The sequence below is a fragment of the Chryseobacterium edaphi genome, assembly GCF_025628985.1.
Taxonomy (GTDB): Bacteria; Bacteroidota; Bacteroidia; order Flavobacteriales; family Weeksellaceae; genus Chryseobacterium; species Chryseobacterium edaphi.
The window spans coordinates 55,879-81,640 of the sequence record NZ_JAOTEM010000006.1 but is presented as its reverse complement, the minus strand read 5'-3'; the positions used below and the strand labels follow the sequence as shown (position 1 = coordinate 81,640).

At 34.3% G+C, this 25,762-nt stretch carries 22 protein-coding genes; 13 read left to right on the top strand and 9 right to left on the bottom strand.

Annotation, left to right across the window (positions count from 1 at the left end):
• Positions 1-6: 6 nt before the first annotated feature.
• The 3 genes from bamJ to NZ698_RS18130 all read right to left on the bottom strand — a co-directional run bounded on the left by bamJ (position 7) and on the right by NZ698_RS18130 (position 5,173).
• Positions 7-711, bottom strand: a complete 705-nt coding sequence (gene bamJ / locus NZ698_RS18140; protein WP_263004661.1) for a BamJ family beta-barrel-assembly machinery protein — start codon at positions 709-711, stop codon at positions 7-9.
• Positions 712-802: 91 nt separating this feature from the next.
• Complete coding sequence (locus tag NZ698_RS18135; RefSeq protein WP_263004660.1) at positions 803-2,668, bottom strand: M1 family metallopeptidase; 1,866 nt, start codon at positions 2,666-2,668, stop codon at positions 803-805.
• A 132-nt stretch (positions 2,669-2,800) separates the two neighbouring features.
• A complete protein-coding gene (locus tag NZ698_RS18130) occupies positions 2,801-5,173 on the bottom strand; it encodes an outer membrane beta-barrel family protein (RefSeq protein ID WP_263004659.1) in 2,373 nt (790 codons plus the stop codon).
• Between the two features lie 225 nt (positions 5,174-5,398).
• Here NZ698_RS18130 and NZ698_RS18125 point away from each other — a divergent pair, with 225 nt between their 5' ends.
• Together NZ698_RS18125 and NZ698_RS18120 are read left to right on the top strand one after the other, a co-directional pair.
• Positions 5,399-6,640, top strand: a complete 1,242-nt coding sequence (locus tag NZ698_RS18125) for a sensor histidine kinase (RefSeq protein WP_263004658.1) — start codon at positions 5,399-5,401, stop codon at positions 6,638-6,640.
• On the top strand, positions 6,630-7,316 hold the full coding sequence (locus tag NZ698_RS18120; RefSeq protein WP_263004657.1) for a response regulator transcription factor: 687 nt from the start codon (positions 6,630-6,632) through the stop codon (positions 7,314-7,316). The genes NZ698_RS18125 and NZ698_RS18120 overlap by 11 nt, the downstream gene beginning before the upstream one ends.
• A gap of 68 nt (positions 7,317-7,384) precedes the next feature.
• Here NZ698_RS18120 and NZ698_RS18115 read toward each other — a convergent pair whose 3' ends face one another.
• From NZ698_RS18115 to NZ698_RS18100, 4 genes are all read right to left on the bottom strand, one after another.
• Positions 7,385-8,212 carry an endonuclease/exonuclease/phosphatase family protein gene (locus NZ698_RS18115; RefSeq protein ID WP_263004656.1) on the bottom strand — a complete coding sequence of 276 codons (828 nt, stop codon included), beginning with the start codon at positions 8,210-8,212 and terminating at the stop codon, positions 7,385-7,387.
• 151 nt (positions 8,213-8,363) lie between these two features.
• Positions 8,364-10,568: a M1 family metallopeptidase gene (locus tag NZ698_RS18110; RefSeq protein WP_263004655.1), complete on the bottom strand. Its 2,205-nt coding sequence runs from the start codon at positions 10,566-10,568 to the stop codon at positions 8,364-8,366.
• 74 nt (positions 10,569-10,642) lie between these two features.
• A complete protein-coding gene (locus tag NZ698_RS18105) occupies positions 10,643-11,524 on the bottom strand; it encodes an SDR family oxidoreductase (protein WP_263004654.1) in 882 nt (293 codons plus the stop codon).
• Between the two features lie 173 nt (positions 11,525-11,697).
• On the bottom strand, positions 11,698-12,111 hold the full coding sequence (locus tag NZ698_RS18100) for a DUF1573 domain-containing protein (protein WP_263004653.1): 414 nt from the start codon (positions 12,109-12,111) through the stop codon (positions 11,698-11,700).
• 172 nt (positions 12,112-12,283) lie between these two features.
• Here NZ698_RS18100 and NZ698_RS18095 point away from each other — a divergent pair, with 172 nt between their 5' ends.
• From NZ698_RS18095 to NZ698_RS18085, 3 genes are all read left to right on the top strand, one after another.
• Positions 12,284-13,531 carry a sensor histidine kinase gene (locus NZ698_RS18095; protein WP_263004652.1) on the top strand — a complete coding sequence of 416 codons (1,248 nt, stop codon included), beginning with the start codon at positions 12,284-12,286 and terminating at the stop codon, positions 13,529-13,531.
• Between the two features lie 16 nt (positions 13,532-13,547).
• Positions 13,548-14,228: a response regulator transcription factor gene (locus NZ698_RS18090; RefSeq protein WP_263004651.1), complete on the top strand. Its 681-nt coding sequence runs from the start codon at positions 13,548-13,550 to the stop codon at positions 14,226-14,228.
• 92 nt (positions 14,229-14,320) lie between these two features.
• Positions 14,321-16,618, top strand: coding sequence for a GH92 family glycosyl hydrolase (locus NZ698_RS18085; protein ID WP_263004650.1), 2,298 nt, complete (start codon positions 14,321-14,323; stop codon positions 16,616-16,618).
• Positions 16,619-16,761: 143 nt separating this feature from the next.
• Here NZ698_RS18085 and NZ698_RS18080 read toward each other — a convergent pair whose 3' ends face one another.
• A complete protein-coding gene (locus NZ698_RS18080; protein ID WP_263004649.1) occupies positions 16,762-17,139 on the bottom strand; it encodes a winged helix-turn-helix transcriptional regulator in 378 nt (125 codons plus the stop codon).
• Between the two features lie 108 nt (positions 17,140-17,247).
• Here NZ698_RS18080 and NZ698_RS18075 point away from each other — a divergent pair, with 108 nt between their 5' ends.
• Positions 17,248-17,850 carry an FMN-dependent NADH-azoreductase gene (locus tag NZ698_RS18075; protein WP_263004648.1) on the top strand — a complete coding sequence of 201 codons (603 nt, stop codon included), beginning with the start codon at positions 17,248-17,250 and terminating at the stop codon, positions 17,848-17,850.
• A gap of 131 nt (positions 17,851-17,981) precedes the next feature.
• Here NZ698_RS18075 and NZ698_RS18070 read toward each other — a convergent pair whose 3' ends face one another.
• Entirely contained in the window at positions 17,982-19,319 is a 1,338-nt protein-coding gene (locus NZ698_RS18070) for a dihydroorotase (protein ID WP_263004647.1), read from the bottom strand.
• 122 nt (positions 19,320-19,441) lie between these two features.
• Between NZ698_RS18070 and NZ698_RS18065 the strand changes: the two genes are divergently transcribed.
• The 7 genes from NZ698_RS18065 to NZ698_RS18035 all read left to right on the top strand — a co-directional run bounded on the left by NZ698_RS18065 (position 19,442) and on the right by NZ698_RS18035 (position 25,762).
• Positions 19,442-20,896 carry a lipopolysaccharide biosynthesis protein gene (locus NZ698_RS18065; RefSeq protein ID WP_263004646.1) on the top strand — a complete coding sequence of 485 codons (1,455 nt, stop codon included), beginning with the start codon at positions 19,442-19,444 and terminating at the stop codon, positions 20,894-20,896.
• A gap of 37 nt (positions 20,897-20,933) precedes the next feature.
• Complete coding sequence (locus tag NZ698_RS18060; protein ID WP_263004645.1) at positions 20,934-21,953, top strand: sugar phosphate nucleotidyltransferase; 1,020 nt, start codon at positions 20,934-20,936, stop codon at positions 21,951-21,953.
• Positions 21,954-22,043: 90 nt separating this feature from the next.
• A complete protein-coding gene (lolB1, locus tag NZ698_RS18055) occupies positions 22,044-22,886 on the top strand; it encodes a lipoprotein insertase outer membrane protein LolB1 (RefSeq protein ID WP_263004644.1) in 843 nt (280 codons plus the stop codon).
• Entirely contained in the window at positions 22,883-24,436 is a 1,554-nt protein-coding gene (locus NZ698_RS18050) for a murein hydrolase activator EnvC family protein (RefSeq protein WP_263004643.1), read from the top strand. The genes lolB1 and NZ698_RS18050 overlap by 4 nt, the downstream gene beginning before the upstream one ends.
• Before the next feature lie 28 nt (positions 24,437-24,464).
• Complete coding sequence (gene tatA, locus NZ698_RS18045) at positions 24,465-24,680, top strand: twin-arginine translocase TatA/TatE family subunit (RefSeq protein ID WP_263004642.1); 216 nt, start codon at positions 24,465-24,467, stop codon at positions 24,678-24,680.
• A gap of 15 nt (positions 24,681-24,695) precedes the next feature.
• Entirely contained in the window at positions 24,696-25,307 is a 612-nt protein-coding gene (locus NZ698_RS18040) for a DUF4254 domain-containing protein (protein WP_263004641.1), read from the top strand.
• On the top strand, positions 25,304-25,762 hold the full coding sequence (locus tag NZ698_RS18035; RefSeq protein WP_263004640.1) for a hypothetical protein: 459 nt from the start codon (positions 25,304-25,306) through the stop codon (positions 25,760-25,762). Before NZ698_RS18040 ends, NZ698_RS18035 begins: the two co-directional genes overlap by 4 nt.

Sequence of the window (25,762 nt, the reverse complement as noted above, 5' to 3'; positions counted from 1 at the left end):
TTCAATTTATTTTATACCTACTAATTCTACATCAAAGATGATAGTCGCTCCTGCAGGAATTGCACCTCCTGCTCCTTGATCTCCGTAAGCCAAATCTGAAGGGATGTAAAATCTGTATTTAGAACCTTTGCTCATCAATTGGATACCTTCCGTCCATCCTCTGATTACACTACCCAGATTAATATCCATTGGTGCTCCACCATTTTTGTCTGTAGAATCGAAAACCGTTCCGTCCATCAATTTTCCGGTATATTTCACCTGTACAACATCTGTTGCTTTTGGTTTTGTTTTACCGTCACCTTCCTGCAAAACCTCATACTGCAAACCTGAAGCTGTAGTTTTCACTTTTGGGTTGCTTTTATTTTTGGTAAGAAATTCCAAACCTTTTTTCTTGTTTTCAACTGCTTGTGCCATTGCTGCAGATTGCTTTTTTTCATTTTGCTTCTGCATAAAATTCTGCATGAAGGTATTCATTTCTTCCGCGGGCATCAATTTCTTTTTTCCTTCCATCTCTTCTTTGATAGCTTGAGCCAAAAGATCTGCATCTACCTTGAAACCTTCTTTTTTCATATTTTGAGCAATACTCAAACCTATATAATAAGAAGCTTTTTGGTCTTCCGTATATTTGCTGTCAACTTGTGCATCATTTTTCTGAGCACATGAAATACTAAATATGGCTATGCAAAATAATGCAATAGTCTGTTTTTTCATTTGAAAATTTTATTATTAAATTATTATCGAATTAATCGCTGCAAATCTATCATTAATTATAGAAATTTTCCTGCTCCAAAAGAATTTTATATTACAAATTTTTCAAATTATCCTCCGGCGTGTAATCCATAAATAGTCCACCATCTAAAAGAACAGACTTCACTTTCTTTTTTACTGAAACAGAAATCACTGCTTTTCTCTGATCACTTTCCCATATTTGAGGAGTAAAATGAGTTTTCTCAACCGATAGATCTTCATAAGTCACGACGGCATCAAAAGGAACTGCAAAACCTCCGATATTATCAATTTTCAGCATGAATTTACCTTTCTGCTGACTTGCGTTTGTGATTTTTAAATCAATATAATTATTGGTATAAAACCAGTTGTTAAAAAACCAATTCAGATTTTTCCCCGATCCTGAATTCATCGAATAAAAATAATCCCACGGAATCGGATGTTTCCCATTCCAGTTATCCATGTAATGATGCAGTGCTTTTTTAAACAAATCATCTCCCAGATAATCTTTTAATGCTAAATAAGACAGAGAAGATTTTACATAAGAATTGTTTCCGTAACCGGCTCCACTTACCTGCGTACTCATTGTAATGATTGGTTGATCCTGTTCGGTAGAAGGATCATTAATCCATTTTTTGACTCTGAAATTCTGATAGAATTTTTTGGCAGCTTCTTCACCGTTTTCGTCAATTCCTATTAAATATTCCAAAGTCGTTGCCCAACCTTCATCCATAAAAGCATAACGGGTTTCATTGATTCCCATGTAAAAAGGAAAATAAGTGTGTGCTATTTCGTGATCTGCAGTCAATCTCGCATCCTGCAAATCATCGGGAATACTTGTATCATTGATCATCATCGGATATTCCATATCGGCGTAACCCTGAATTGCCGTCATTGTAGGAAAAGGATATTCCACTCCCGGCCAGTTTTTTGAAAACCAGTCGAGATTATAACGCATCCATTCTACATAATGCTCAAAATCTTTTGCTCCGGCTTTATAACCTGCCTGAACGCTTGATCTCTTAGTTTTTAGCTGAACACTTGAGCCGTCCCATACATAATGATTGCTCAATGCAAAACAAAAATCTGTAATGTTATTGGCTTTAAATTTCCAGACATTCCATTGATTATTTTTGGTGACTTTGCCCGATTTCATTTCTGATTCGTTGGCAATATGAATGACCTTATCACTTTTTAATGAAGATTTAAATCTGTTTAAATATTCCGGCTGTAAAACTTCTTCAGGATTAAGAAATTCACCTGTCGACCAAACCACAAAATTTTTCGGAGCAGAAATCGCAAATGAATAATCATTAAAATCATTGTAAAACTCCTGTCTGTCGGAGTGCGGAAGCATATCCCAACCGTTGTAATCGTCATACACAGAAATTCTCGGGAAAGAATAAGCTACATAAAAAGTCTCAGAATCTATTTGACCTTCACGGCCACCTTGTACAGACAGAGGATATTCCCACTCAATTTTTGCCTCAGCTTTTGATTTCGATTTTAAAACTTTATTAAGTTTCACTTTTTCTACCGTTCCCCAAGTTTCGCTGTTGACATTATATATAGAACCGTCAACCATGAAAGATTTAATTTTTAAACCTGAGGATAAAAAATCTTTTGAAACAGAGCCTGATCTTGGAGATTCGGGTTTGTGCAGATTGTTGACGAAACGTATAGCTAATTCACCTAAGTCATTCGGACTGTTGTTGCTGTAAATAATTGTTTCTTTTCCAGAAACGATTTTCGTTTTAGCATCAACTTTTACTTCAACATTATAAATTCCTTTGTTCTGCCAGTAGTTTTTTCCCGGTGCTCCAGAAATATCACGAGTTCCATTTTCGTATGCTTTTTTAATATTTCTCGGCATGTATAATTCCTGAGCGGAAATTTGTACAGATAAAGCCATAATGGTCAATCCCAGAAGAAATCTATTCATATTAAATTTTTAAATAATGAATGTCAAAAATAGGGAAAATGTAATAAAGACTTTTGAAAGATTAAACAGGCAATTAAAATAAATTAGCTGAATGAAATTGTTCTCAAATTTACAAACCGAGCTGGTGAAAATCTACATTCTTCCTTGTTCATCAGCTTTCTTAATTGCCTTAGCATTTTTCACCGATTGATTTCCAAAATTAAATTTCACAGAAACAGAAACACTTTGTGTATCCCTGTAGTCGATGAAATAATTATCCTGATTGGCATATTTGGTACTCACCTTTTCACCGGATGTTCTGAAAATATCATTGAAAACAAGACTCGCCTCAAGCTTTTTGTCGAAAAACTTTTTATTCATCACCAAATAGGCAGATGACGAACTGGAAATTCTAAATGTACCCTGAATAGATGGCGAATTGTAACGATGACCCAACTCCAACTTCCAATCGCTGTTTTTGTCTAAAGTGAAACTTGTGGAAATATCAGAAACCCAGTTCCAGACCTTATTTTTATACAAAACATCATCAACGCCGATAAAATAATTTTCGTTATGCTCAAGGTTTTCAGACAAACTCAGACTCCACCAAGGTTTGATTTGAAAGTTTTTATATACACTTAAACCAAACGCCTGACCTTTCTCGATATTTGTAAAATTATAAATCAAATTATTGGTACTAGGCTCCTGATACGAGATTTCCATCGACGGAAAAATTTCTTTTCTGTAATAGAAATCCAAATTCCACTCTTTCCACGTGTAGGTAAAATTGAGGTTATGAATAATAGTGGCTTTCAATTTCGGGTCACCCTGAAAATAGGAGAACAAATTGTAATATGATTTCGCAGGATTGAGCCATGAATAAGAAGGTCTGCTGATGCGTTTTCCGTAAGATAATCCGAACTGCTGATTATTAGTGGTCGTGTATTGTGCGTAGAGTGTAGGAAATAATTTCCAGTAATTGTTTTTATTCACTTCAAAAGGCTCTGAAACTACTCCTTCCAAGTCGGTTTTTTCCGCACGCAATCCTGCTTTAAAATTCCATTTTCCAGGATTGTAGGCCAATGAAGTATAGAGTGCAAAATTGTGTTCTTTATAATCAAAAACATTGCTTTTATCTGATCTGTATTGCAATTCTCCGTTTTCAGTATCTGAAAAATCAAGTCGGCTGTTAGTTGTCACAAAACTGTATTTCCCGCCGGATTCTAGTTCCCACTTTTCATTTTTCCATTGATAATCTGCCTGTGTAGAGTAAAGTTTGACATCACTTTTATTATTGGTTACAAAATTATTTTTTGTGGGAGACTGGTTTACAAAATCAAGATAGGTTAAGACATCCTGATATTTCTGTGCATTGTTTCCGGCAAAATAATTCGTCCATGTTAACTTGCTTTTTGCATTTAGTTTCCGGTCTGCCTGAAAGCTTAGCGAATTATTGATACTTCTGGAATGATGATCATTAATGGTTGTATAATTCGATTCCACTTCATTTTGGTCGTTATAAATCAAAGTCGGCACATTGTAAGTTCCGTAAGATTTCGGACTAAAAAATCCCGAATAATTTAAACTCACATTCGTCAAACTGTCGATTTCATATTCCAGATTAAAATTAACTGTATTCTGGCTTGCGTTCTTATCTTTCCTGTTCATTGTACTGATCCATCGGGTCTGATCTTCGGCATAATTCACATAATCTGTACCTTCACGATAATAAGTTCCGCTGCCGAAATAATAGCTTCCCATTACCGAAAGTTTATTTTTTTTATAATACTGAGAAATTCCAGCCACGCCCTTTGCATACTGACTCTGAATATATTTTGAGCTCAGAACACCACGATATCCTTCAATTTTATTTTTTTTCATGACGATGTTGAGAACTGCGCTTCCCGAAGCTTCGTATTTTGCGGGCGGATTGGTGATAACTTCCACCGACTTCACTTCATCACCCTGAGTATTTTCCAGTAAATTTTTCAGTTCGTCGCCCGTGAGCATGACTCTTTTATCATTAATGGTTACGACGATACTCTGACTACCTTTGATGGCCAAAACATCATTTCCGGCGGTGACTCCCGGAGTTTTTTTGAGGATTTCCCAGGCATTCAGTGACGAAATATTGCTGTTTTCTACATTAAATTCTAAACGGTCTATTTTTCTTTTCACCAAAGGTTTCTGTTTGGTCATCACCACCTCCTGAATTTCCTGAATATCTTTTCTGAGGATAATCTGTAAACTTTCTTTTTGTTCATCCAAGTTCAGATTTTTTTCCAACTGCGCGTATTCCAAATCTTTGATGATTAATTTTACATTGTTCTCGGTGATGCCTTCCAATACAAAATTTCCATTTTCATTCGTGGTTACTGTTTTTAATAAAATATTCTGAGAATTGTAAACTTCTACAGAAACCAATGGCAACTTTTCTTTTTGAATGTTCGTAATCGTGCCTTCGATTTTACTTTTTTGCGAAAACAAAAGAGCCGGAAAGAATAATAAAATGAGAAATTTATACATGAGGATTTTTTTTAAGTTTAAACAGTCAGAAAATTCTTTTTCTTCTTGTACAAAAGTCTGCAATGCTCAAGAGAATTTAGGTTAATGGAAGGTTAACGAAAGGTTAATGTCTATTGAGGAAAAGATGAATGTTTTATCTTTGTTTTAATGATTTCGAAAAGTAAAAATCTTATTGCTCTGTTTGCCACTTTATTCCTTCTTCTTTTGGGAATCCAAGGGTATTTTATGTACAAAACCTACCAAGTAAAAGAGCGTGAAATTTACCGTACCGTACACAAAAGGCTGACCGATTACACTGATCGCTTAGAAGACAAGGGCGGAATGAGAAAAGTTCACGATGATGCAGTGCAAGCAATTTTAATTCAATTTAAAAACAAAGAAATTACCCATGATGAATTTCTGAATCTTTTCGATAAAAACAGAATTGCGACCGAAAGAGAATTCAGCCAATATGTAGACAATCAATTTAAAGATGAAGGTTATGAAGTTGCGGTAAAAATTGAGTATTCGTCCATTCTTTTTAATCCTACAAAAACAAATCTGATTACAAAACCCATCATTATCTACGAAACTGAAAAAAAGGTAAAAAAAGCCGGAATTTTAAATACCGGAACATGGGAAACCACATCAAAATCGACCGATGCTAATGATAAAACAGTGACCAGAAATGACAGTTTCTCGGTAAAAAGTACAACAGGATATGAAATTTTAAATATAAAAACAGTTGTTTTCAGAGAATTGACTTTGCTTATTTTATGTTGTATCGCTTTGCTTGCAAGTGTCTTAATTTTATATATTTTCACAATTAAAAACCTTATCAAACAACAAAAACAGATTGAAGTTCTACATACAATAGTTGATAATATTTCGCACGAATTCAAAACGCCAATTGCTACTTTAAAAATCGCTTCAAAAACTCTGAAAAAGAATCTCAATGAGGAAACTTTACCCTTAATTGACCGACAAATTATCCGTTTAGAAAATCTGTTATTACAACTTCACAAAGATGAAAATACAGCCGAAACAATTTTTATACAACCAGAAGATTGGGATTTTTTTATCCAGGATTTAGCCTTTACGTATCCTGAGAATAAATTTAAATTTCTAAATGACATTAAAAAAGAGCTGCCTTTTGATAAAAATTTAATGGAAACCATCATTAAAAATCTCTGCGAAAACAGCGTGAAATATGGAGCTTCTGAAATCGAAATCCATATTACTGACCAAGAAAAACAATTGGAAATAAACATTTCCGATGATGGTGAAGGCATTGCGAAGAACGAAGTAAAAAGTATTTTTGAGAAATTCTACAGAATACAATCCAACAACATTCACAACACGAAAGGTTTAGGATTAGGACTTTATTTTGTCCAGAAAATCGTTTCAAAATATCATGGAAAAATAGATGTAAAAAGTGAAGTAAAAGTCGGAACACAATTTAAAATAAAATTGTCTTATGAATACTAAAATTCTTTTGGTAGAAGATGATTCAGACTTTGGGATGATTCTGAAACAATATCTGGAATTGGAAGATTTTGAGGTTGTCTGGTTTAAGAATCCCGAAGATGTTGTAACTGTTTTAGCTTCAGATTTTCCGTATCAGTTCGGGATTTTAGACATTATGATGCCTAAAATGGATGGCTTTTCGCTCGCAAAAGTCATTTTAAAACAGAAACCACAGTTTCCACTCCTTTTTTTAACGGCTAAAAATCAAAAAATAGACCGTCTGACAGGTCTGAAAATTGGTGCAGACGATTATTTGGCAAAGCCTTGCGATCCTGAAGAATTAATTTTAAGAATTAAAAATATTCTGAAAAGAACGACAGCCCATTCTCCTGATCTTCAGCAAAAAATCGGAGATTATATCTTAGATTCAGACAAACTGTTACTCATTCATCCCAAAGGAAATATCCGACTGACCATCCGTGAAAAAGATCTTTTAATTTATCTCTTGCAGCACAATAATCAGATGATTAAGCGTGATGCTATTCTTGATAATTTATGGGAAACTAACGATTATTTTACAGGAAGAAGTCTTGATGTTTTCATCAGCAAACTCAGAAAATACCTGAATCATGACCCAACCATAAAAATTCTGTCAGTAAGAGGCATTGGCTTCGAAATTAATTTTCCAGAAAGGTAAAATTTGTAAAAAAATAAGCTTCATCCAACTGAAAAAAGCCTATTTTCTATTTTTTTATTACATTAAATTTAAAACTGCAAATCTGCTAAAACAGGAAAATGATCTGAGGGATACAGCAGATTTTCTCGTCTGTCGTTTATGTGTCTGTGAGATTTTATTTTAAAACCTTTCACAAAAATATAATCGATTCTGTCTTTTGGAACTTCATTGACGTTGAAACCCGTAAATGTTCCAACCGGACCATAGTGTTTCTTTTCAGCATTGTAAAAAGTATCTTCTAAATTTTGAGAAAGAATTTTTACAGGTTCGGAATCTTCTGTTAAATTAAAATCTCCTGTTAAAACTAAAGGCAAATTTTTAGGATTCAGCTCTTTTGCTTTTTTCAAGATTAATTCAGAAGATTTTACTCTTGCCACATTTCCGATGTGATCAAAATGAATATTCATTGCCAGAAATTCTTTCTGAGATTCTCTATCCTTAAAAATTGCATAGGTACAGATTCTATTCAACGCTGCATCCCAACCTTTTGACGGTTTTTCGGGAGTTTCAGAAAGCCAGAATGTTCCTGATTTTACAATCTGAAGTTTTTTGGTGTCATAAAATATCGCAGAAAATTCACCTTTTTCTTTTCCGTCATCTCTTCCGACTCCAACATAATCGTAATTCTTTAAACTTATTTTAATATCTTTCATCTGCTCGGGAAGCGCTTCCTGAACACCGAAAAAATCTGGATGATAATAAGTGAGCAACTCTGCGACATCCTGTTTTCTGTTTGGCCAAGCGTTTTCTTTATCGGAATCTACATTGAGTCTAATGTTAAAACTCATCACTTTAAGATCCTGAGAGAAACTTAATGCGAAAAACATCAGCAATACGATTGAAAATCTGAAATTCATTATTATTTCATTTAAATTAAAAAACAAAAATAAAACTTCTGAATTAGAGAAAAGCTATGAATATGAAAGTTTCCTGTTAAATTAAATTCATAAAAAACTCCGGAAATTTCCCGGAGTAAATGTTTTGTTGAAAGATTTAAATTGTCAAAGTTTATTCTTTGATAAATTTAAATTCTCTACCGCCCTGAGTAAAACTCATCGTCTTTTTATCTTTGCTAAACACTAATGAAATTTGTGCCTGCTCGAAGGTGAAAGTACTGTTTCCAATATATTCTAAAGGAAATTCCTGTTGACCTGCAGCCTGACCAAAAAGTTGATTGTCTTTTTCTTTGAAGGTAAGTTTTAGATTAATTTCTTTATTTCCGTATGTTCCTGTAAAATCTTTCACATTGATTTTCTCCACAGCTTTTGCATCTGCCGAAGAAGAAGACCATGAGTTATTTTTAGGATTTACATCAGGAATTTCAGATTTCGGATCGATTTTTACCTCAGAGATTTCTTTTGTAGAATTTAATTTGAATGTCCATTCCGTATTTCTCTTCCAGATTTCTACGGGTAATTTTATGGTTTGATCACTTCCGTCTTTAAATTTAACCTGAATCGTTGTCGGCATTGGCAATTGACCAATATTTTCAACGGTAATCTGTGCTCCGCTTTCAAAATCTGCGTTAATATATTTTACGTTTTTCACTGCCTGATCGATTTTCCATTTGTTGATAAACCAACCTCTCCAGAACCAATTCAGTTCTTCTCCCGAAACATTTTCCATGGTATGGAAAAAATCCCACGGTGTTGGATGTTTGAACGCCCAACGATCAATATAAGTTCTGAAAGCTTTATCAAATTTTTCAGGCCCAAGAATCGATTCTCTCAAAATTCCCAATCCCATTCCCGGTTTAAAATATGCTAAAACGCCGATGCTGTTCTCCTTCATATTATCGGGACCCACCATGATTGGTTCGAAACCGTCATTCATGATATAACTTCCCATTTGAGCGACATTCTTTTTAGAATAATATTCGCCTTTATTAAAGGCTTCGGTAGACAATTCGTTGATAAAAGTGTTGAAACCTTCATCCATCCAAGCAAAAAGTCTTTCGTTTGAACCTACGATCATTGGAAACCAGTTGTGTCCGAATTCGTGATCGGTAACGCCCCAAAGTTCTTCACCTTTAGAATCCATATGACAGAAAACGATTCCCGGATATTCCATTCCGCCTTCGTTTCCGGCAACATTGGTTGCTGCAGGATAAGTATACTCATACCATTTTCCCGAATAATGCTCGATAGCAGCTTTTGTATATTCTGTAGATCTTCCCCACGCTTTTTCACCTGCACTTTCAGAAGGATAAGCAGAGATTGCCAACGATTTTTTACCGCTCGGAAGATTGATTTTTGCTGCATCCAAAATGAACGCCGGAGAAGAAGCCCACGCAAAATCTCTGGTCTGACTGATTTTAAACTTCCAGGTTTTTGTTCCTGATGCATTATTTTTCCCAATCTCAGATTCAGGTCTGATCATAACGGTTTTGTCAGAATTTTTTGCTTGTGACCATCTGTTGTTTTCCTCTTTTGAATACACTTCTTTTTCATTTAAAAGTTCTCCTGAAGCAACAACATAATGATTAGCTGGAACGGTAATATTTGCGGTAATATCTCCATATTCCAGATAAAACTCTGAAGCTCCCAGATAAGGCATCGTGTTCCAACCCAAAACATCATCGTAAACGCACATTCTCGGATACCATTGTGCTATAGTAAAGATCTTCCCGTTTTTTGTATCCTGAACTCCCATTCTGTCTGAACCATATTGTGGAGACAAAAATGTATATTCAATTTTAATTTTGGCAACACCACCTTTCGCTTTTAACTCTTGCGGAAGATCGATCTGCATTCTTGTATCAGTAATGGTATATTTCACATCTTTACCATCAAGTTTTACAGATTTAATCTTATATCCGCCATCGAAAGTCTCACCTTTTGCACCGTTTCTGCTTCCAGAAAGCGGCACTAAAGCATTTCCACGGGAATCTTTCTCAAATAAGTTCTGATCCAACTGCAACCATAGGAAACTCATTTTATCAGGACTGTTGTTAGTATAAGTAATTTCCGCGGTTCCGGTTATTTCATTCTTTACATCATTCAGACTCACATTCAGATTGTAGTCCGCAGAATTCTGCCAATAAGCGTGTCCCGGTTGTCCGCTTGCAGAACGAGTTTCAGTACCTGTCTGAGAATAAAAAAATGGTTTAAAAGCTTCTACATAATCATATTTGGGAGCTTCCTGAGCGGAGACAGAATTTGTAAAAAGCATTACTGCTAACGTAGAAATAATGGTGGGAAATTTAAAATTCATTAAAAATATTTTTTGATTGGTAAAAAAAAACCTGAAATTGTTACAACTCCAGGAATCTAATTTAGTTATTTTATTTAATTTGATTTTTTAGCTTTAATCATCGCTTCCAGAGCATCCCACATTTCCTGAGGAATATCTTCCAGCATATTAAATTCTCCTGCTCCCTGTAGCCATTCTCCACCATCTATCGTAACGACTTCGCCATTGACAAAAGAAGAAAAATCGGAAACCAAGTAAGCAGCAAGATTTGCCAGCTCCTGATGTTCTCCCACTCTTTTCAACGGATTTTTTTTAGCCAAATCAAACTGATCTTTCATATCTCCCGGAAGTAATCTGTCCCAAGCTCCTTTCGTCGGAAAAGGTCCCGGTGCAATTGCATTAAATCTAATATTATATTTTCCCCATTCAACCGCCAAAGATCTTGTCATTGCCAAAACTCCGGCTTTTGCACAAGCAGAAGGCACGACGTATGCAGAACCCGTCCAAGCATAAGTTGTGACGATATTTAAAACAGTTCCCGGAGTTTTTGAATCAATCCAGTGTTTCCCGATGGAAAGTGTACAGTTTTTTGTTCCTTTCAAAACAATATCTAAAATAGAATCAAAAGCAGAATGCGTTAATCTTTCTGTTGGCGAAATGAAGTTTCCTGCTGCGTTATTCAGTAAAATATCAATTCTTCCGAACTCTTTTAAAGTCGCTTCTTTCATTGCTTCTACCTCATCCCAGTTTCTCACATCACAGGCAACGCAAAGCACTCTTCCTCCAGTTTGATCTTCCAACTCTTTTGCTGTTCCATAAAGTTTCTCTAAATTTCTTGAAGTGATCACCACTTTCGCACCCAATTGAAGAAAATATTTGGTCATTGCTTTTCCAAGACCGCTTCCGCCACCGGTTACAATGGCAACTTTACCTTTCAGGGCATCTTCGCGCAACATGGGTTGAGTATATTGATACATATATTTATTTTTTCTAAAAATAATAAATAAAAAACGGATGAGGCTTAAAATTTCCTTATAAATAATGTTACAAATACTATTCTTTAATTCAGATCATGAAATGCTAGAATTTAAATCAAAAAAAACAGCCAATAAATTAATATTGACTGCTCTTTTTATCTATTTAAATTTAATTATGATGCAACAACTGTTCCTTTGAAAGAAAGAGTTTTAGGGGTTTTGCTGTCGCTTGTAGTAACGTTTACAGTTTTTACAAAAGCACCTGCATTTGCTGCATTGTAGCTAGCTTCAACAAATCCTGTTTTTCCTGGTTTGATTGGCTCTTTTGTATAATTTGCAGTTGTACATCCGCAAGATGGAGCAACGTTCTCAATGATAATAGGCTTTTTAGAAGTATTTTTAAATTCAAATCTGATCAATTTTGGTTTTCCCTGAGGAATGTTTCCTACATCGATAGATTCTGACTTCCATGCAACTGCATCTGCAAGTACTTTTACTAAAGAAGTTCCTTCAACCGGAAATACATTAGCGTAAAATGGAGAAAATGCCATAACTGCTAATAAAGCTGTAATTTTTAAATTTTTCATGAATATAATTTTAATGTTTAACAAAATATAAAGAAACCTATTGTTTCCTTTTTGATAATTCAAAGGTAAAGCCGTTTGAACAAACAATTTGTTAACCGCTATCAAACATTTGTTAATGAGTTGTTAATAATCAAAGAATAATAGATATTTTTGGATAATATTGCTCCTGTAAATGGAAATAAAGAAACTCAACATCATTATTACTCTTGGCCTTGTTGCTATCATCGGAATTCTGGTAGCACAACTTTTATGGACAAGACAAGCGTATAATCTTGAGGACAAAAAATTTAATCAAAAGGTAAATATTGCCTTGATGGAAGTTGTCGACAAAATGTCTGAAGGAAAAACCTCTTTTACAGAAAATCCGGTGCAGATTGTCGCCAATGATTATTATGTTGTTAATATTAACAACGAATTTGATCCGACTGTTCTTGAATATTATCTGAAAACAGAATTTACGAGATTTCAAATCAATACAGATTATGTTTACGCTTTGTACAATTGCAACAGCGATCAGATGATCTACGGAAAATACATGACAAGTCATCAGGAAGAGCCAAGTGAAAAGGTAATTCACTTTCCTAAACATAAAAATCTGACGTATTATTTTTCCATTCGTTTTCCTGACAAAACAACTTATCTTATTAGCTCATTGCGTTTTTGGTATCTGCTTACGTTTGCGCTCATTATCATTTTGCTGGTGTATGTCTATTCTATTTATACGATTATTCAACAGAAAAAATTCTCAGAACTGCAACGGGATTTCATTAATAATATGACGCATGAGTTTAAAACCCCACTATCGTCAATTCTTCTTGCTACAGAATCTCTTAACAAACAGGAAATAGTAAAGCAAAATTCTAAACTTCAAACCTATACATCGATTATTATTGACCAGAGTCACAAGCTCAACAATCATATTGAAAAGATTTTGAATATTGCCAAAAATGATTCAGCCGGACTTTCATTAAAAACAGAAAAAATACTGCTTTTACAATTTGTTGAAGAAATTGCCGAGAATATGAGGCAGAAAAATGAAAATCTTGAAATCGACATTAATATTGAACCGAATAGTTCTGTGATTGCAGATCAATTTCACTTTACCAACATCATTTACAATATTTTAGATAATTCGATTAAATATTGTGAAACCAAACCTCATATTAACATTTCATCAGAAAAAGATTCAAAAGGATTATATTTAAAGTTTAAAGACAACGGAATGGGGATTCCTGCTAAAAATATTCCTTATATATTTGATAAATTTTACAGGGTGAATACTAATAAAAGTGATGAAATCAACGGTTTTGGATTAGGACTTTTTTATGTAAAAAAAATCGTTCAGCAGCATCACTGGAAAATATCTGTGGAGAACAATAAAAACGCAGGAATCACCACCACTCTGTTTTTCCCATTTTAAATTAATCAATGTAATAATGGAGAAATCTAAAATTTTATATGCTGAAGATGACAAAACCATAGCTTTCCTGATTCAGGACAGCCTCGAAGCATATTATGAAATTGAACATTTTGGTGATGGAAAATCTGCACTTGAAGCCTTTGACTGTAAAGATTTTGACATTTGTCTTTTAGATATCATGATGCCCGAAATGAACGGATTTGATCTTGCTGAAGAAATTCGTCGTAAAAACTCAGAGATTCCCATCATTTTTATTTCCGCTAAAGCTTTAAAAGAAGACCGAATCAAAGGTTTGAAAATCGGAGCCGATGATTATTTGGTAAAACCTTTCAGCATCGAAGAACTGATTCTGAAAATTGAAGTTTTCCTGAAACGCTCTAAGAAAACAGAATCTTCATCACCAAAATATACTGTCGGGAAATATCATTTCGATCTTAAAAACTATACTTTACAAGATTCAGAAAGCACGACAACACTTACTCAGAGAGAATCTGAATTGCTGTTATACTTCATCCGTCATAAAAATACAGTTTTAAAAAGACAGGATATTCTGAAAGCAATCTGGGGCGATGATGATTATTTTATGGGAAGAAGTCTGGATGTTTTCATTTCAAGATTGCGAAAGGTTTTTGCAAACGAAGAAAATATCGCCATCGAAAATATTCACGGAATCGGATTTCGTTTTTCTGAAAAATAATAATATTTACCGTTTAGATTTTATTAAAACTTTGCGATAAACAATTATCTTTTGATTTTAATTAAATTTATCGTTTTCAAAATCTATCCTTCATGAAAAATTCGGGAATTTCATTTTTTCTTATCGCAATATTTTTTGGTCTAAATTTTAAAGCTCAACAATTTGAAAAATTAGTTCAGTATGTCAATCCGTTAATCGGAACCGAAAAAATGGGACACACTTATCCCGGAGCAACTGCACCTTTTGGAGCTGTTCAGCTCAGTCCGGAAACCGACACCATTTCTTATGAACTCAACGGAAAATATAATGGTGAAGTGTATAAATATTGTGCAGGATACCGCTATGAAGACAAAACGATTGTGGGTTTCAGTTCAACACACTTCAGCGGAACAGGACATTCTGATTTGGGTGATTTTTTGATCATGCCGACAGTTGGGAAATTACAATTGAATCCCGGAACTGCAACAAATCCTGAAAGTGGCTACAGAAGCAGATTCTCCCATCAAAATGAAAAAGCAGAAGCCGGATATTACAAAGTAAAATTGGATGATCACAATATTTTAGCTGAATTAACCGCAACTACAAGAGTTGGAGTTCATCGTTATACTTTCCCGAAGTCTGATCAGGCACATATAATTTTAGATTTGATGGCGGGAATTTACAACTATGACGGTAAAAATATTTGGACTTACGTTCGTGTAGAAAACGGAAATACAATTACTGGTTATCGACAGACAAACGGTTGGGCAAGAACGAGAACAGTTTATTTTGCAATGAGATTTTCAAAGCCATTTAAATCTTACGGTCAAAAAAATTATGATGGAAAACAGGTTTACAATGGGTTTTGGAGAAAATTTGACCAGACCAAAAACTTCCCTGAAATAGCAGGAAAAAATCTGAAAATGTATTTTGATTTTGATACAAACGAAAATGAAGCGATCGAAGTTAAATTGGCGATTTCCCCTGTAAGTCAAGCCAATGCGTTAGAAAATTTAGAAAAAGAAACCGGAAATTTATCCTTCGATCAAGTGAGAGCACAAACTCAGGAAATCTGGAATAAAGAATTAAATAAAATCGTTGTAAAAGGTTCTGAAACGGAAAAAACAAACTTTTACACGGCGATGTATCACACTTTTATCAGTCCAACTACTTATACAGACGTCAACGGAGAGTATAAAGGTTTAGATCAAAACATTCACAAAGCGGAAGGATTTACGAACTATACAACCTTCTCAATCTGGGATACTTATCGTGCTTTACATCCGTTTTTCAATATCATCCAACCGAAACGAAATAATGATATGGTAAAATCGATGATGGCTCATTACAATCAGTTTTCAATGAAAATGTTACCAATTTGGTCACATTATGCGAATGACAATTGGTGCATGAGCGGTTATCACAGTGTAAGTGTGGTTGCGGATGCAATCATTAAAGGGAATTATGACGGTGATGCAAAAGCAGCTTTGAAAGCCTGTGTAGAAACCGCCAACAAAAGAGATTACGAAGGCATTGGATTGTACATTGACAAAGGATATATTCCCGCAGAAAAAAGTGGAACTTCGGTTTCAAATACATTGGAATACGCTTATGATGATTGGGCGATTGCTCAATTGGCAAAACATTTGGGTGAGACAGAGATTTATAATCAATTTATCAAACGTTCCGAAAACTGGAAAAATAATTTCGATAAATCCATCGGATTTATGCGTCCCCGTTTAGCAGACGGAAGTTTCAAAAAAGATTTTAATGCATTGAGTACACATGGACAAGGTTTTATCGAAGGAAATTCCTGGAACTACAGTTTCTTCGTCCCTCAAAATCCGGATGAATTAATTCAACTAATGGGCGGAAAGAAAAAATTCGCTTCAAAATTGGACGAATTGTTCACCATGCATTTGCCGGACGAGTTTTTTGCAGATACAGAAGATATTACAAAAGAAGGAATTATCGGTGGATACGTTCACGGAAACGAACCGGCTCATCACGTTGCTTATTTTTATAACTGGGCAGGACAACCGTGGAAAACGCAGGCGCAGATCAGAAGGATTTTAGAAATGCAGTACAAAGCAACTCCCGATGGATTGGGCGGAAATGATGATGCAGGACAAATGAGCGCGTGGTACATTTTGAGTTCGCTTGGCTTTTACCCGGTTGCTCCCGGTTCGGAAGACTATGCGATTGGAAGTCCGGCAATTGACAATGCAGTTTTAAATTTGGAAAACGGAAAAACTTTTGAAGTAGAAGCCATTAATCAAAGTCCGAAGAATGTATATGTTGAAAAAATTCTTTTGAATGGAAAGGAAATTAAGAATTTCACTTTGAAACATTCTGAGATTATGAATGGTGGAAAATTGACTTTTTATATGAGTTCTAAATCGAAAAAATAAACATACGGTTTGTCATTCTGAAAGAATCTAAATTAGATATCTACTCTGTTGAGATTCCTCCGGAATGACAAAAATTGGATATAAAACCTCTTGCAGATGATTAAATATAAGGATAAGCCCATTTTCATCTTTAAAAATAAATCTTAAAAAACATCTTCTCTGATATTTCTTTTGTGTGTACTGCCCCATTCCGAAAGCGACATGATAACCGTTTTGAGAGTTTTGCTGTAATCGGTCGAAATATATTCTACAACAACAGGAGTTTGCTCAGCATGAACAATTCTTTTAACAAAACCGTTTAATTCCAAATCTTTCAACTCGTTTGAAAGTACTCTCGCAGATATTCCCGCTACGATTCTTTGAAGCTCATTGAATCGAATACTTCCGTGTTCCTGCAAAGCAATAATAATTTTCAGCTTCCATTTTCCTCCGATCACATAAAGCGCATCTTCCACCGACGAAAGACTTTGAGAACATCTTTGAGAAGTAAAAGATCCTTCAGAATCAACACAATTTTCCATAATTCCATATTCTTAACTAACCCGAAGGTTACTACTAACCTTTTGTATACTACTAACTTTTCACAAGCAAATGTACATAATTTTGTCAAAGAATTTAAAATTTAAAATATGAAACAAATTTTGCACATCATCTCAAGTCCGAGAATAGAAGTATCTGCAAGCAGAAAATTAGGAAAAAGTGTCGTTGAAAAGATTCAGGAAAAATATCCTGACAGTATTATAAAAAAACGTGATTTGACAAAGAATCTCGTTCCAATTTTGGAAGATGTACACATTAATTCTTTTTTCACTCCGGCTGAAAGTCGTTCTCCTGAACAAGAAGAAATTAATCATTATTCCGAAGGCTTAATTTCAGAGTTACAAGAAGCAGACATTATTGTGATAGAATCTCCGATGTATAATTTTTCGGTTCCCGCTACACTAAGAGCTTATTTTGATCAAACTTCAAGAGCTGGATATACTTTTTCGTACAGCGAAAAAGGTCCTGAAGGTTTGCTGAAAAACAAGAAGTTGTATATAGCATTTACTTCAGGAAATATTTATTCCGAAGGTCCTTATCAGGTTTACGATTCTAATGTTCCTTATATCAAGAATGTTTTTAGCTTCTATGGAGTTACAGATGTTACCGTTTTTCGTGCAGAAGGTTTGTCAATTCCGGGAATTATGGAACACTCTTTAGAAAAAGGAATTGAAAGTATTGTGATTGATTGATTGATTTAAAATTGTTAGATAATTTTCTCCCGCTGATTTAGCAAATTTTGCAGATGATTGAATTTTTACAACCTGCTTGATTTGCATAATCTGCGAGAAATAAAAAGACTGCAAATTTGCAGTCTTTCATTTTATTCCTGAACTTCAAAAAGCAATCGCTCACCGAATTTTTCTTCATTAATTTTCCCATTGTCGTAAACCAAGTTTCCGTTGACAAAAGTGTGAGTAACTTTAGAATGGAAATTCGTTCCTTCCAACGGACTCCAACCACATTTGTACAGAATATTTTCTTTTTCTACCGTCCAGTTTTCATTTAAATCAACCAAAACCAAATCGGCTTTATAACCTTCTCTCACAAAACCCCTTTTTTCAACTCTGAAGAGAATCGCAGGATTATGAGCCATTTTTTCAACGATTTTTTCTAAAGATATTTTTCCGTTGATGTAATTTTCCAGCATCACGACCAACGAATGCTGAACTAAAGGTGCTCCGGAAGGACATTTTGTGTAGACATTCTGTTTTTCTTCCCAAGTATGAGGAGCGTGATCTGTTGCGATTACATCAATTCTGTCGTCTAAAAGCGCTTCCCAAAGTCCGTCTTTATCTTTCTGCATTTTTACAGCAGGATTCCATTTTATTAATCCGCCTTTTGTATCGTAGTCTTCGTTGGTAAAAGTCAGGTGATGAACACAAACTTCTGCTGTAATTTTTTTATCTTTTAATGGAATATCATTTCTGAAAAGTTCCATTTCTTTTGCCGTTGACAAATGAAAAACGTGAAGTCTTGCTCCTGTTTTTTTAGCTAATTCAATCGCTTTTGAAGAAGACTTATAACAAGCTTCCTCGCTTCTGATCAAATGATGAAATTTCACAGGAATGTCTTCACCGTATTGATCCATATATTTTTGAGTATTTGCTTTAATTGTCGCTTCATCTTCGCAATGAACGGCAATCAGCATTTTTGTATTACTGAAAATATTCTCAAGAGTTTCAGGATTGTCGACCAACATATTTCCTGTGGAAGAACCTAAGAACAATTTAATTCCGGGAACATTTCTTGGGTTTGTTTTTAAAACTTCCTCTAAATTATCATTTGTTCCGCCCATCATAAAACCGTAATTGGCATAAGCTTTTTGAGAGCCAATTTCGTACTTATCCGCCAATAATTCCTGCGTTACCGCATTAGGAACTGTGTTGGGCTGATCAATAAAACTTGTAATTCCGCCCGCAATTGCAGCTTTCGATTCGGTTTCGATATCACCTTTATGAGTCAGACCTGGATCACGGAAATGAACCTGATCATCAATTACTCCCGGCAAAAGATATTTCCCTGAACCATCTATAATCTGATCTGCATCTTCAGAAATATTGGAATCTATTTTAGAAATCAAATCATTTTCGATGAGAATATCACTTTCAACAATTTGTCCCTCATTGACGATTTTTACGTTTTTTATAAGAATTTTCATGATACTTTTTTAGAACTTGAGATTTATATTGCACAAATTTAATATTTTCATCAATGATTTTTAAACATCAATCAGAAAATTGTGAATTCTAATATTTACATTTGCACTTTAAAAAAATTAATTTGTACAAGAAATTATTTGGACAAACCGCTGTTTATGGGTTGAGTTCGGTCTTGGTAAGGATTTTTCCTTTCCTGATTGCGCCGATTGTTACCAAAGCATTCGGACCGTCTGCTTCGTCACCTTTTGTTGATTGGTATTCTATTGCGGGTGTCATTACCGTTTTTTTGACTCACGGAATGGAAACTTCTTTTTTCCGTTTTGCTCAGGAAGGTGATATCGATAAAAAAACTTTGATCTCTACTTCTGCGCTTAGCATTTTAGGAATCGGCTTTATATATTTGATTTTAGGATATGTTTTCAGACAGGATCTTGCCAACGCATTTGAAACTCCTGATCAGGTCAATTATCTTGTAATTTTTCTCTTTATCCTTTCATTTGATGCTTTTGCTACAATTCCTTCGGCAGTTTTAAGGCTGGAAGGAAAACCTGTAACCTATATGCTATCTAAAGTTATAGGATCATTGGTTTATTATTTCTTAGTTGTATTTTTTATTAAATGGCTTCCTCACTATCCAAATGGAATTTTTGGAATTAAATATGATCCTGAAATCGGTGTCGGTTATGTTTTTATCGCCAATTTAGTTCAGAGCATCATCACTTTAGCAATAGTCGGAAAAGAATTTGTGAATTTTAGTATCCGAAAATTTGATTTTAATCTCTGGAAAAGAATCATGAATTATTCCTGGCCCGTAATGATCGCAGGACTTGCAGGAATTATCAACCAGACTTTAGATCGACAGTTTTTGAAATATTTGCTTCCAAAAGAAGAGGCAAAACATCAGATTGGGGTTTATGGGGCTGTTTATAAAATCGCAACTTTCATTACCGTTTTCCGTCAAGCTTACCAATTGGGAATTGAACCTTACTTTTTCTCAAGTTTTAAAGACAAAAGCAATCACAAAACCTACGCAGTTTTGATGGATGTATTTGTCATCTGCAATTGTTTAATCTATATCGGTTTAATGGTGAATCTGCAGTGGATTTCAGAAAGATATTTAAAAAACCCTCTTTATTTTGAAGGAATCGAAATCATTCCTTTTGTGATGCTTGGTGCTTTATTTTTAGGAATTTATCTAAATCTTTCAATTTGGTACAAATTATCTGATCAAACGAGAGTTGGTTTATACATCTCATTAATCGGAGCGGCAATTACAATATTTATCAACTTCACTTTCATTCCTGAATACGGATATTGGGCAAGTGCTTTTGCAGCATTAATAACATATACGAGTATGATGGTAATCTCCTATATTTGGGGAAAAATACAATATCCTATTCATTATAATATAAAAAAAATCGCCGTCTATTTAGTATTGTCGATTACTATATCTATGATCTCATTTTATTGTTTCAGACACAATTATTTAATAGGAAACGGAATGTTTATCTTATTCATCGCATTTCTAGTGTTTAACGAAAAAACGATGATCAATAAAATTCTCAGAAAATCATAATTTTAAACTAAACTATAATTAAACAATATAAATACATATGAAAATCATTGTTCCAATGGCTGGGCGCGGTTCCAGATTACGTCCACATACTTTGACTGTTCCAAAACCTTTAATTCCTATCGCCGGAAAACCAATTGTACAAAGATTGGTAGAAGATATTGCGAAAGTTGCCGGAGAAGAAATTGAAGAAGTTGCCTTTATCATTGGCGATTTCGGTGATGAAGTTGAGAAATCTCTTCTTCTGATCGCTGAAAGATTAGGCGCAAAAGGAAGCATTTATCATCAGGAAGAAGCTTTGGGAACTGCACACGCAATAAAATGCGCAGAGCAATCAATGACCGGAAATGTGGTTGTTGCCTTTGCTGATACACTTTTCAGAGCAGATTTTACGTTAGACACCAATTCAGATGGTGTAATTTGGGTGAAAAAAGTAGAAGACCCTTCGGCTTTTGGTGTTGTTAAATTAGATGATTACGGTTTCATTACAGACTTTGTAGAAAAACCTCAGACTTTTGTTTCTGATCTCGCAATTATCGGGATTTATTACTTTAATTCAGGTGAAAAACTGATGTCTGAAATCAATCATATCATGGATAATGATATTAAATTTGGAGGCGAATATCAACTGACAACTGCATTAGAAAACTTACGTCAGAAAGGTGCTAAATTCTCACTAGGAAAGGTTGATGACTGGATGGATTGTGGAAACAAAAATGCAACTGTCGAAACTAACAGTAAAATTTTAGCTTACGAAAAAGAAGAAATGTCTCACTTCACATCTACTTCTACCATAGAAAATTCATTAATCATTCCTCCATGCTTTATTGGTGAAAATGTGAAAATTATGAATTCTAAAATTGGTCCGGGAGTTTCTGTCGGTAATAACACGGTGATTATCAATTCAAATATTGAAAACTCTTTGATCCAGGAAAATACAAAAATTAACCACGGAAACCTTTCCAACTCAATGATCGGGAATTCTGCACAATATTTTGGTGTTGCCAGGGAAATTTCTTTGGGAGATTATTCTGTTTTGGATTTCCTTAATAAAGATTAATTTTATCAAAAAATAAATTGACTTACGACCACACAAAATGTTTTGTGTGGTTTGGCGTTAATATTGTAAAGTATTTATATAAAAGAATTTATGAGAAAATGGATCTCGTTATTGTTGGTCACAATGGTTATACTTTCATGTAAGACCAAAAAAAATACGATGCAAAACGCTTCTGAAAATGACAGCATTAAAGTTGAAAATTCTGACAATAATCCGATTGATGCCGGAAAAAATATTCAGGACAGACTGACTTTCTATGAGAACATATATATTCATCCGAAGTTTGATCAGATAAAAATCAATAGCAAAATTACAGCCGACAACATTAGAGTTAGTCCATTGGATGCAACTATCTATATCGAAAGTGATAAAAAAATATGGTCAAATATTAATTTTCTTTTTTTCAACGCAGCAAGAGCAATCATAACTCCAGAAGGAATCAAAGCTGTTGATAAATACAATAAAAATTTCATAGATTCAGATTTCGAATATTTAAATAATTTACTAAATATCAATTTTATAGATTACAAAACTCTAGAAAAACTTCTGATGGGAAGAACATTTCTTTTGATTAGTAATAAAAATTCAAATATTACAAAAAATGCAGAAGGTTATCAGTTGTCGTCAATTACAAATCAAAAAATTATAACCAACGGCGTTGAACGAGAATACAAACTCAATATGCGATATTCGAATGATTACAATTTAATTTATGTTAAATTGCAAGATGTAAAATCCGATGACGCTGTAGAAATCGTATATGATCAGTGGGAAAGTTTTGACAATAATCTCAGATTGCCGCAAAGTGTTAAAATAATTATAAAAGGTTCAAAAACGAGTCAGATTTTACTTGAAAACACGAAATTTGGCTTTACTAAAATGGAAACTCCTTATTCAGTTCCAGCCAATTATAAGAAAATTGAGATTAAATGATTAAAAAATTTAGCTTTTTAATAGGAATTTTGCTGTTCTCAGTGCACTTTGGGCAAAAGAAAGAGCAGTTGCAGCAACAAAATGCCGAGCTTAAAAAACAAATTGCAAAAATAAATGCTGACTTAGCCAAAACAAGAAATGAGTCTAAACTTTCGATCTCATATCTTACAAGCGTTAATCAGAAATTAGCTTTAAGAGAAAAGGTTTATAACAATACTCAAAAAGAAAAAAGATTTATTGAAGACGAAATTTATCTTCGTCAGCTTGAGATCAACAGACAAAATCGTGAATTGGCAGTATTAAGAAAAAACTATGCTCAGGTTTTGGTCAATGCATATAAAAATAAAGGAGTACAGAATAAAGTAACATTTATTCTTTCTTCAAAAGGTTTTGGGGAGGCACTTAGAAGAGTACAATATTTAAAACAATATTCTGATTATCAGGATAAAAAAGCAGCAGAAATAACAAATGCAGCTGTTGAATTAAAAAAATCTGTCGAGCAAAAAAGAAGATCAGCCAATGAAAAAGAAAATTTATTGGTAAATCAACAGAAAGATTTAACCACAATTAATGTTGAAAAAGCTCAGAAAGAGCAGTTGGTCAATGAGTTTAAAAAGAACGAAACCAAACTTGCAGGAGAATTGAGACAGAAACAAACCCAGTCAAAAGCTCTTGAAGGACAGATTAGATCAATTATTGCCGAGGAAATTCGTAGAGCAAAAGCGGAAGAAGAATCCCGTAAAAAAGCTGAAGCAGAAAAGATTCGTCTGGCAAAAATAGCTGCTGATAGAGAAAAAGCTAGAATTGATGCAGAAAATAAGGCAAGAGCTGAAGCATTAGAAAGAGAAAGAAAAATAGCTGAAGCTGAAGCTAAAAAAGCTGCCGATTTTGCCGCAAAAAGAGCTGAAGATGAGAGAAAAAGAAATGAAGAAGCAGCACGTAGTGAGGCAAATTCTAAAGATGAAGCAAGAAAAATTGCAGCTAAAAAAGCTTCAGATGAAGCTGCGTTAAGATCACGAGAAGCAGCAAATAAACTAGCCGCAGCAAAAGCCGCTGAAGCAGCTTTAGAAAAGAAGACAGACGACGACAAAAAAGCTGCTGAGACGAAAGCAATGACCAATTATGGTGTGTCAACATCAGCAGGAAACAGTTTCGCAGCAAACAAAGGAAGATTGGCAATGCCTGCTTACGGTACGATTACTCACCGTTTTGGAAGACAGCCGCATCCTGTTTTTAAAAATATTGTAGAAGAAAATAACGGAATTAAAATCTCCGTAGCAAAAGGTACTAATGCAAAAGCAGTATTCCCGGGAACAGTTTCTTCGGTAATGCCTGCTTCAGATGGTACAAAAACAGTTTTGATAAAGCATGGGGATTATTTCTCTATTTATTCAAATCTAAGCAACAATACAGTATCAAAAGGTCAGCAGGTTTCTGCGGGTACTTCGGTAGGTACTGTTGCTCAGGATTTTGATGGGTCGTTTACTTTAGATTTTCAGATTTGGAGAGGTGACACTCCAATAGATCCAATGGGTTGGCTTTCAAATTAAAAATATTAACTTTGTAAAAATTTTAACAATGTATACACTTACAATACTGTCATTATCTTGGCAACATCTATTGATCGTAGCGATCATTTTGTTACTTCTTTTTGGAGGTAGAAAAATTCCGGAATTGATGAGAGGTTTGGGTTCAGGTATTAAAGAATTTAAAGATTCTGTGAAAGAGGATGATAAACCAGTTACTAAAACTGAAAATCCAACTTCAACAACAAATAATAATACCAGCAACTAAAAAACTTTCATATTAATGAATTTTACCGAAAACGCTTGGAAAGTCTTCAATACATCAATTGAAGACTACCATGTTTTAGACGATGTCGATACTCCAATAAACAACATGTTCCCTATTGATAGTTTGGAACGAATTTTGTATGCTAAAAACTGGATTGATACCGTTCAATGGCATTTTGAAGATATAATCAGAGATGAGAATATAGATCCGGTGGAAGCTCTTAAGCTGAAGAGAAGAATAGATGCTTCAAATCAGCAGAGAACAGATTTGGTTGAGTTTATAGACAGTTGGTTTCTTGATAAATATAAAAATATTACTCCAAAAACTGATGCAAAAATAAATACTGAAACTCCCGCTTGGGCAGTTGACAGATTATCTATACTTGCGCTTAAAGTTTACCACATGTCATTGGAAGCCAACAGAGAATCGGCTTCTGAAGAACATCGTTTGAATTGTCAGAAAAAATTAGATGTGCTTCTCGATCAGAAACAGGATTTATCGACTTCGATAAGTCAATTGCTTACTGATATTGAAAACGGTGATGTTAAGATGAAGGTGTACAAACAGATGAAAATGTACAATGATGAAAGTCTTAACCCAATCCTTTATCAAAAGGAGCAAAAATGAAACGACCATATTTTTTCGGATTACTTATATTAACTATCACTTCCTGCGCCACAGAAAAACCCAATGTTTCGCCTCTGTCTAATGGTTTCTACAGTGAAGCTAAAAAGGGAGAAGCTGAAGCAACAACAAATGGCTTTTCTATTAACATTAATGAAAATGTGAATGCCGCTGAAATCACCAACCTGATTTCAAGTTTCCCTAAATTTAAAAATACGGCAGTAAACGAAGAAGTGAATTCCCTGAAATATACATTACAGAATTATTTGTACGCTATCGATTCAGGAAATATTTCCGGAAAAAACAAGACTTTCAAAAATTTAGAAAAATCTTACAAAAAAATTCAGAAACTCAGAAAATATCTTAATAAAGATGAAGATGCAGTTTTGAATAGATATTTGGTAAGACTAAAAACCAATGTTACTTTTATTGAAGACTCGATAAACAGTAAAAAATAA

Bases quoted from the DNA above. Each gene is read 5' to 3' on its own strand.
- NZ698_RS18035 (WP_263004640.1), top strand. From the start codon at position 25,304: ATGAAACGACCATATTTTTTCGGATTACTTATATTAACTATCACTTCC.
- NZ698_RS18090 (WP_263004651.1), top strand. From the start codon at position 13,548: ATGGAGAAATCTAAAATTTTATATGCTGAAGATGACAAAACCATAGCT.
- NZ698_RS18070 (WP_263004647.1), bottom strand. From the start codon at position 19,319: ATGAAAATTCTTATAAAAAACGTAAAAATCGTCAATGAGGGACAAATT.
- NZ698_RS18080 (WP_263004649.1), bottom strand. From the start codon at position 17,139: ATGGAAAATTGTGTTGATTCTGAAGGATCTTTTACTTCTCAAAGATGT.
- NZ698_RS18040 (WP_263004641.1), top strand. From the start codon at position 24,696: ATGAATTTTACCGAAAACGCTTGGAAAGTCTTCAATACATCAATTGAA.
- NZ698_RS18085 (WP_263004650.1), top strand. From the start codon at position 14,321: ATGAAAAATTCGGGAATTTCATTTTTTCTTATCGCAATATTTTTTGGT.
- NZ698_RS18075 (WP_263004648.1), top strand. From the start codon at position 17,248: ATGAAACAAATTTTGCACATCATCTCAAGTCCGAGAATAGAAGTATCT.
- NZ698_RS18115 (WP_263004656.1), bottom strand. From the start codon at position 8,212: ATGAATTTCAGATTTTCAATCGTATTGCTGATGTTTTTCGCATTAAGT.
- tatA (WP_263004642.1), top strand. From the start codon at position 24,465: ATGTATACACTTACAATACTGTCATTATCTTGGCAACATCTATTGATC.
- NZ698_RS18095 (WP_263004652.1), top strand. From the start codon at position 12,284: ATGGAAATAAAGAAACTCAACATCATTATTACTCTTGGCCTTGTTGCT.
- NZ698_RS18135 (WP_263004660.1), bottom strand. From the start codon at position 2,668: ATGAATAGATTTCTTCTGGGATTGACCATTATGGCTTTATCTGTACAA.
- NZ698_RS18110 (WP_263004655.1), bottom strand. From the start codon at position 10,568: ATGAATTTTAAATTTCCCACCATTATTTCTACGTTAGCAGTAATGCTT.
- bamJ (WP_263004661.1), bottom strand. From the start codon at position 711: ATGAAAAAACAGACTATTGCATTATTTTGCATAGCCATATTTAGTATT.
- NZ698_RS18125 (WP_263004658.1), top strand. From the start codon at position 5,399: ATGTACAAAACCTACCAAGTAAAAGAGCGTGAAATTTACCGTACCGTA.
- lolB1 (WP_263004644.1), top strand. From the start codon at position 22,044: ATGAGAAAATGGATCTCGTTATTGTTGGTCACAATGGTTATACTTTCA.
- NZ698_RS18100 (WP_263004653.1), bottom strand. From the start codon at position 12,111: ATGAAAAATTTAAAAATTACAGCTTTATTAGCAGTTATGGCATTTTCT.
- NZ698_RS18105 (WP_263004654.1), bottom strand. From the start codon at position 11,524: ATGTATCAATATACTCAACCCATGTTGCGCGAAGATGCCCTGAAAGGT.
- NZ698_RS18120 (WP_263004657.1), top strand. From the start codon at position 6,630: ATGAATACTAAAATTCTTTTGGTAGAAGATGATTCAGACTTTGGGATG.
- NZ698_RS18130 (WP_263004659.1), bottom strand. From the start codon at position 5,173: ATGTATAAATTTCTCATTTTATTATTCTTTCCGGCTCTTTTGTTTTCG.
- NZ698_RS18050 (WP_263004643.1), top strand. From the start codon at position 22,883: ATGATTAAAAAATTTAGCTTTTTAATAGGAATTTTGCTGTTCTCAGTG.
- NZ698_RS18060 (WP_263004645.1), top strand. From the start codon at position 20,934: ATGAAAATCATTGTTCCAATGGCTGGGCGCGGTTCCAGATTACGTCCA.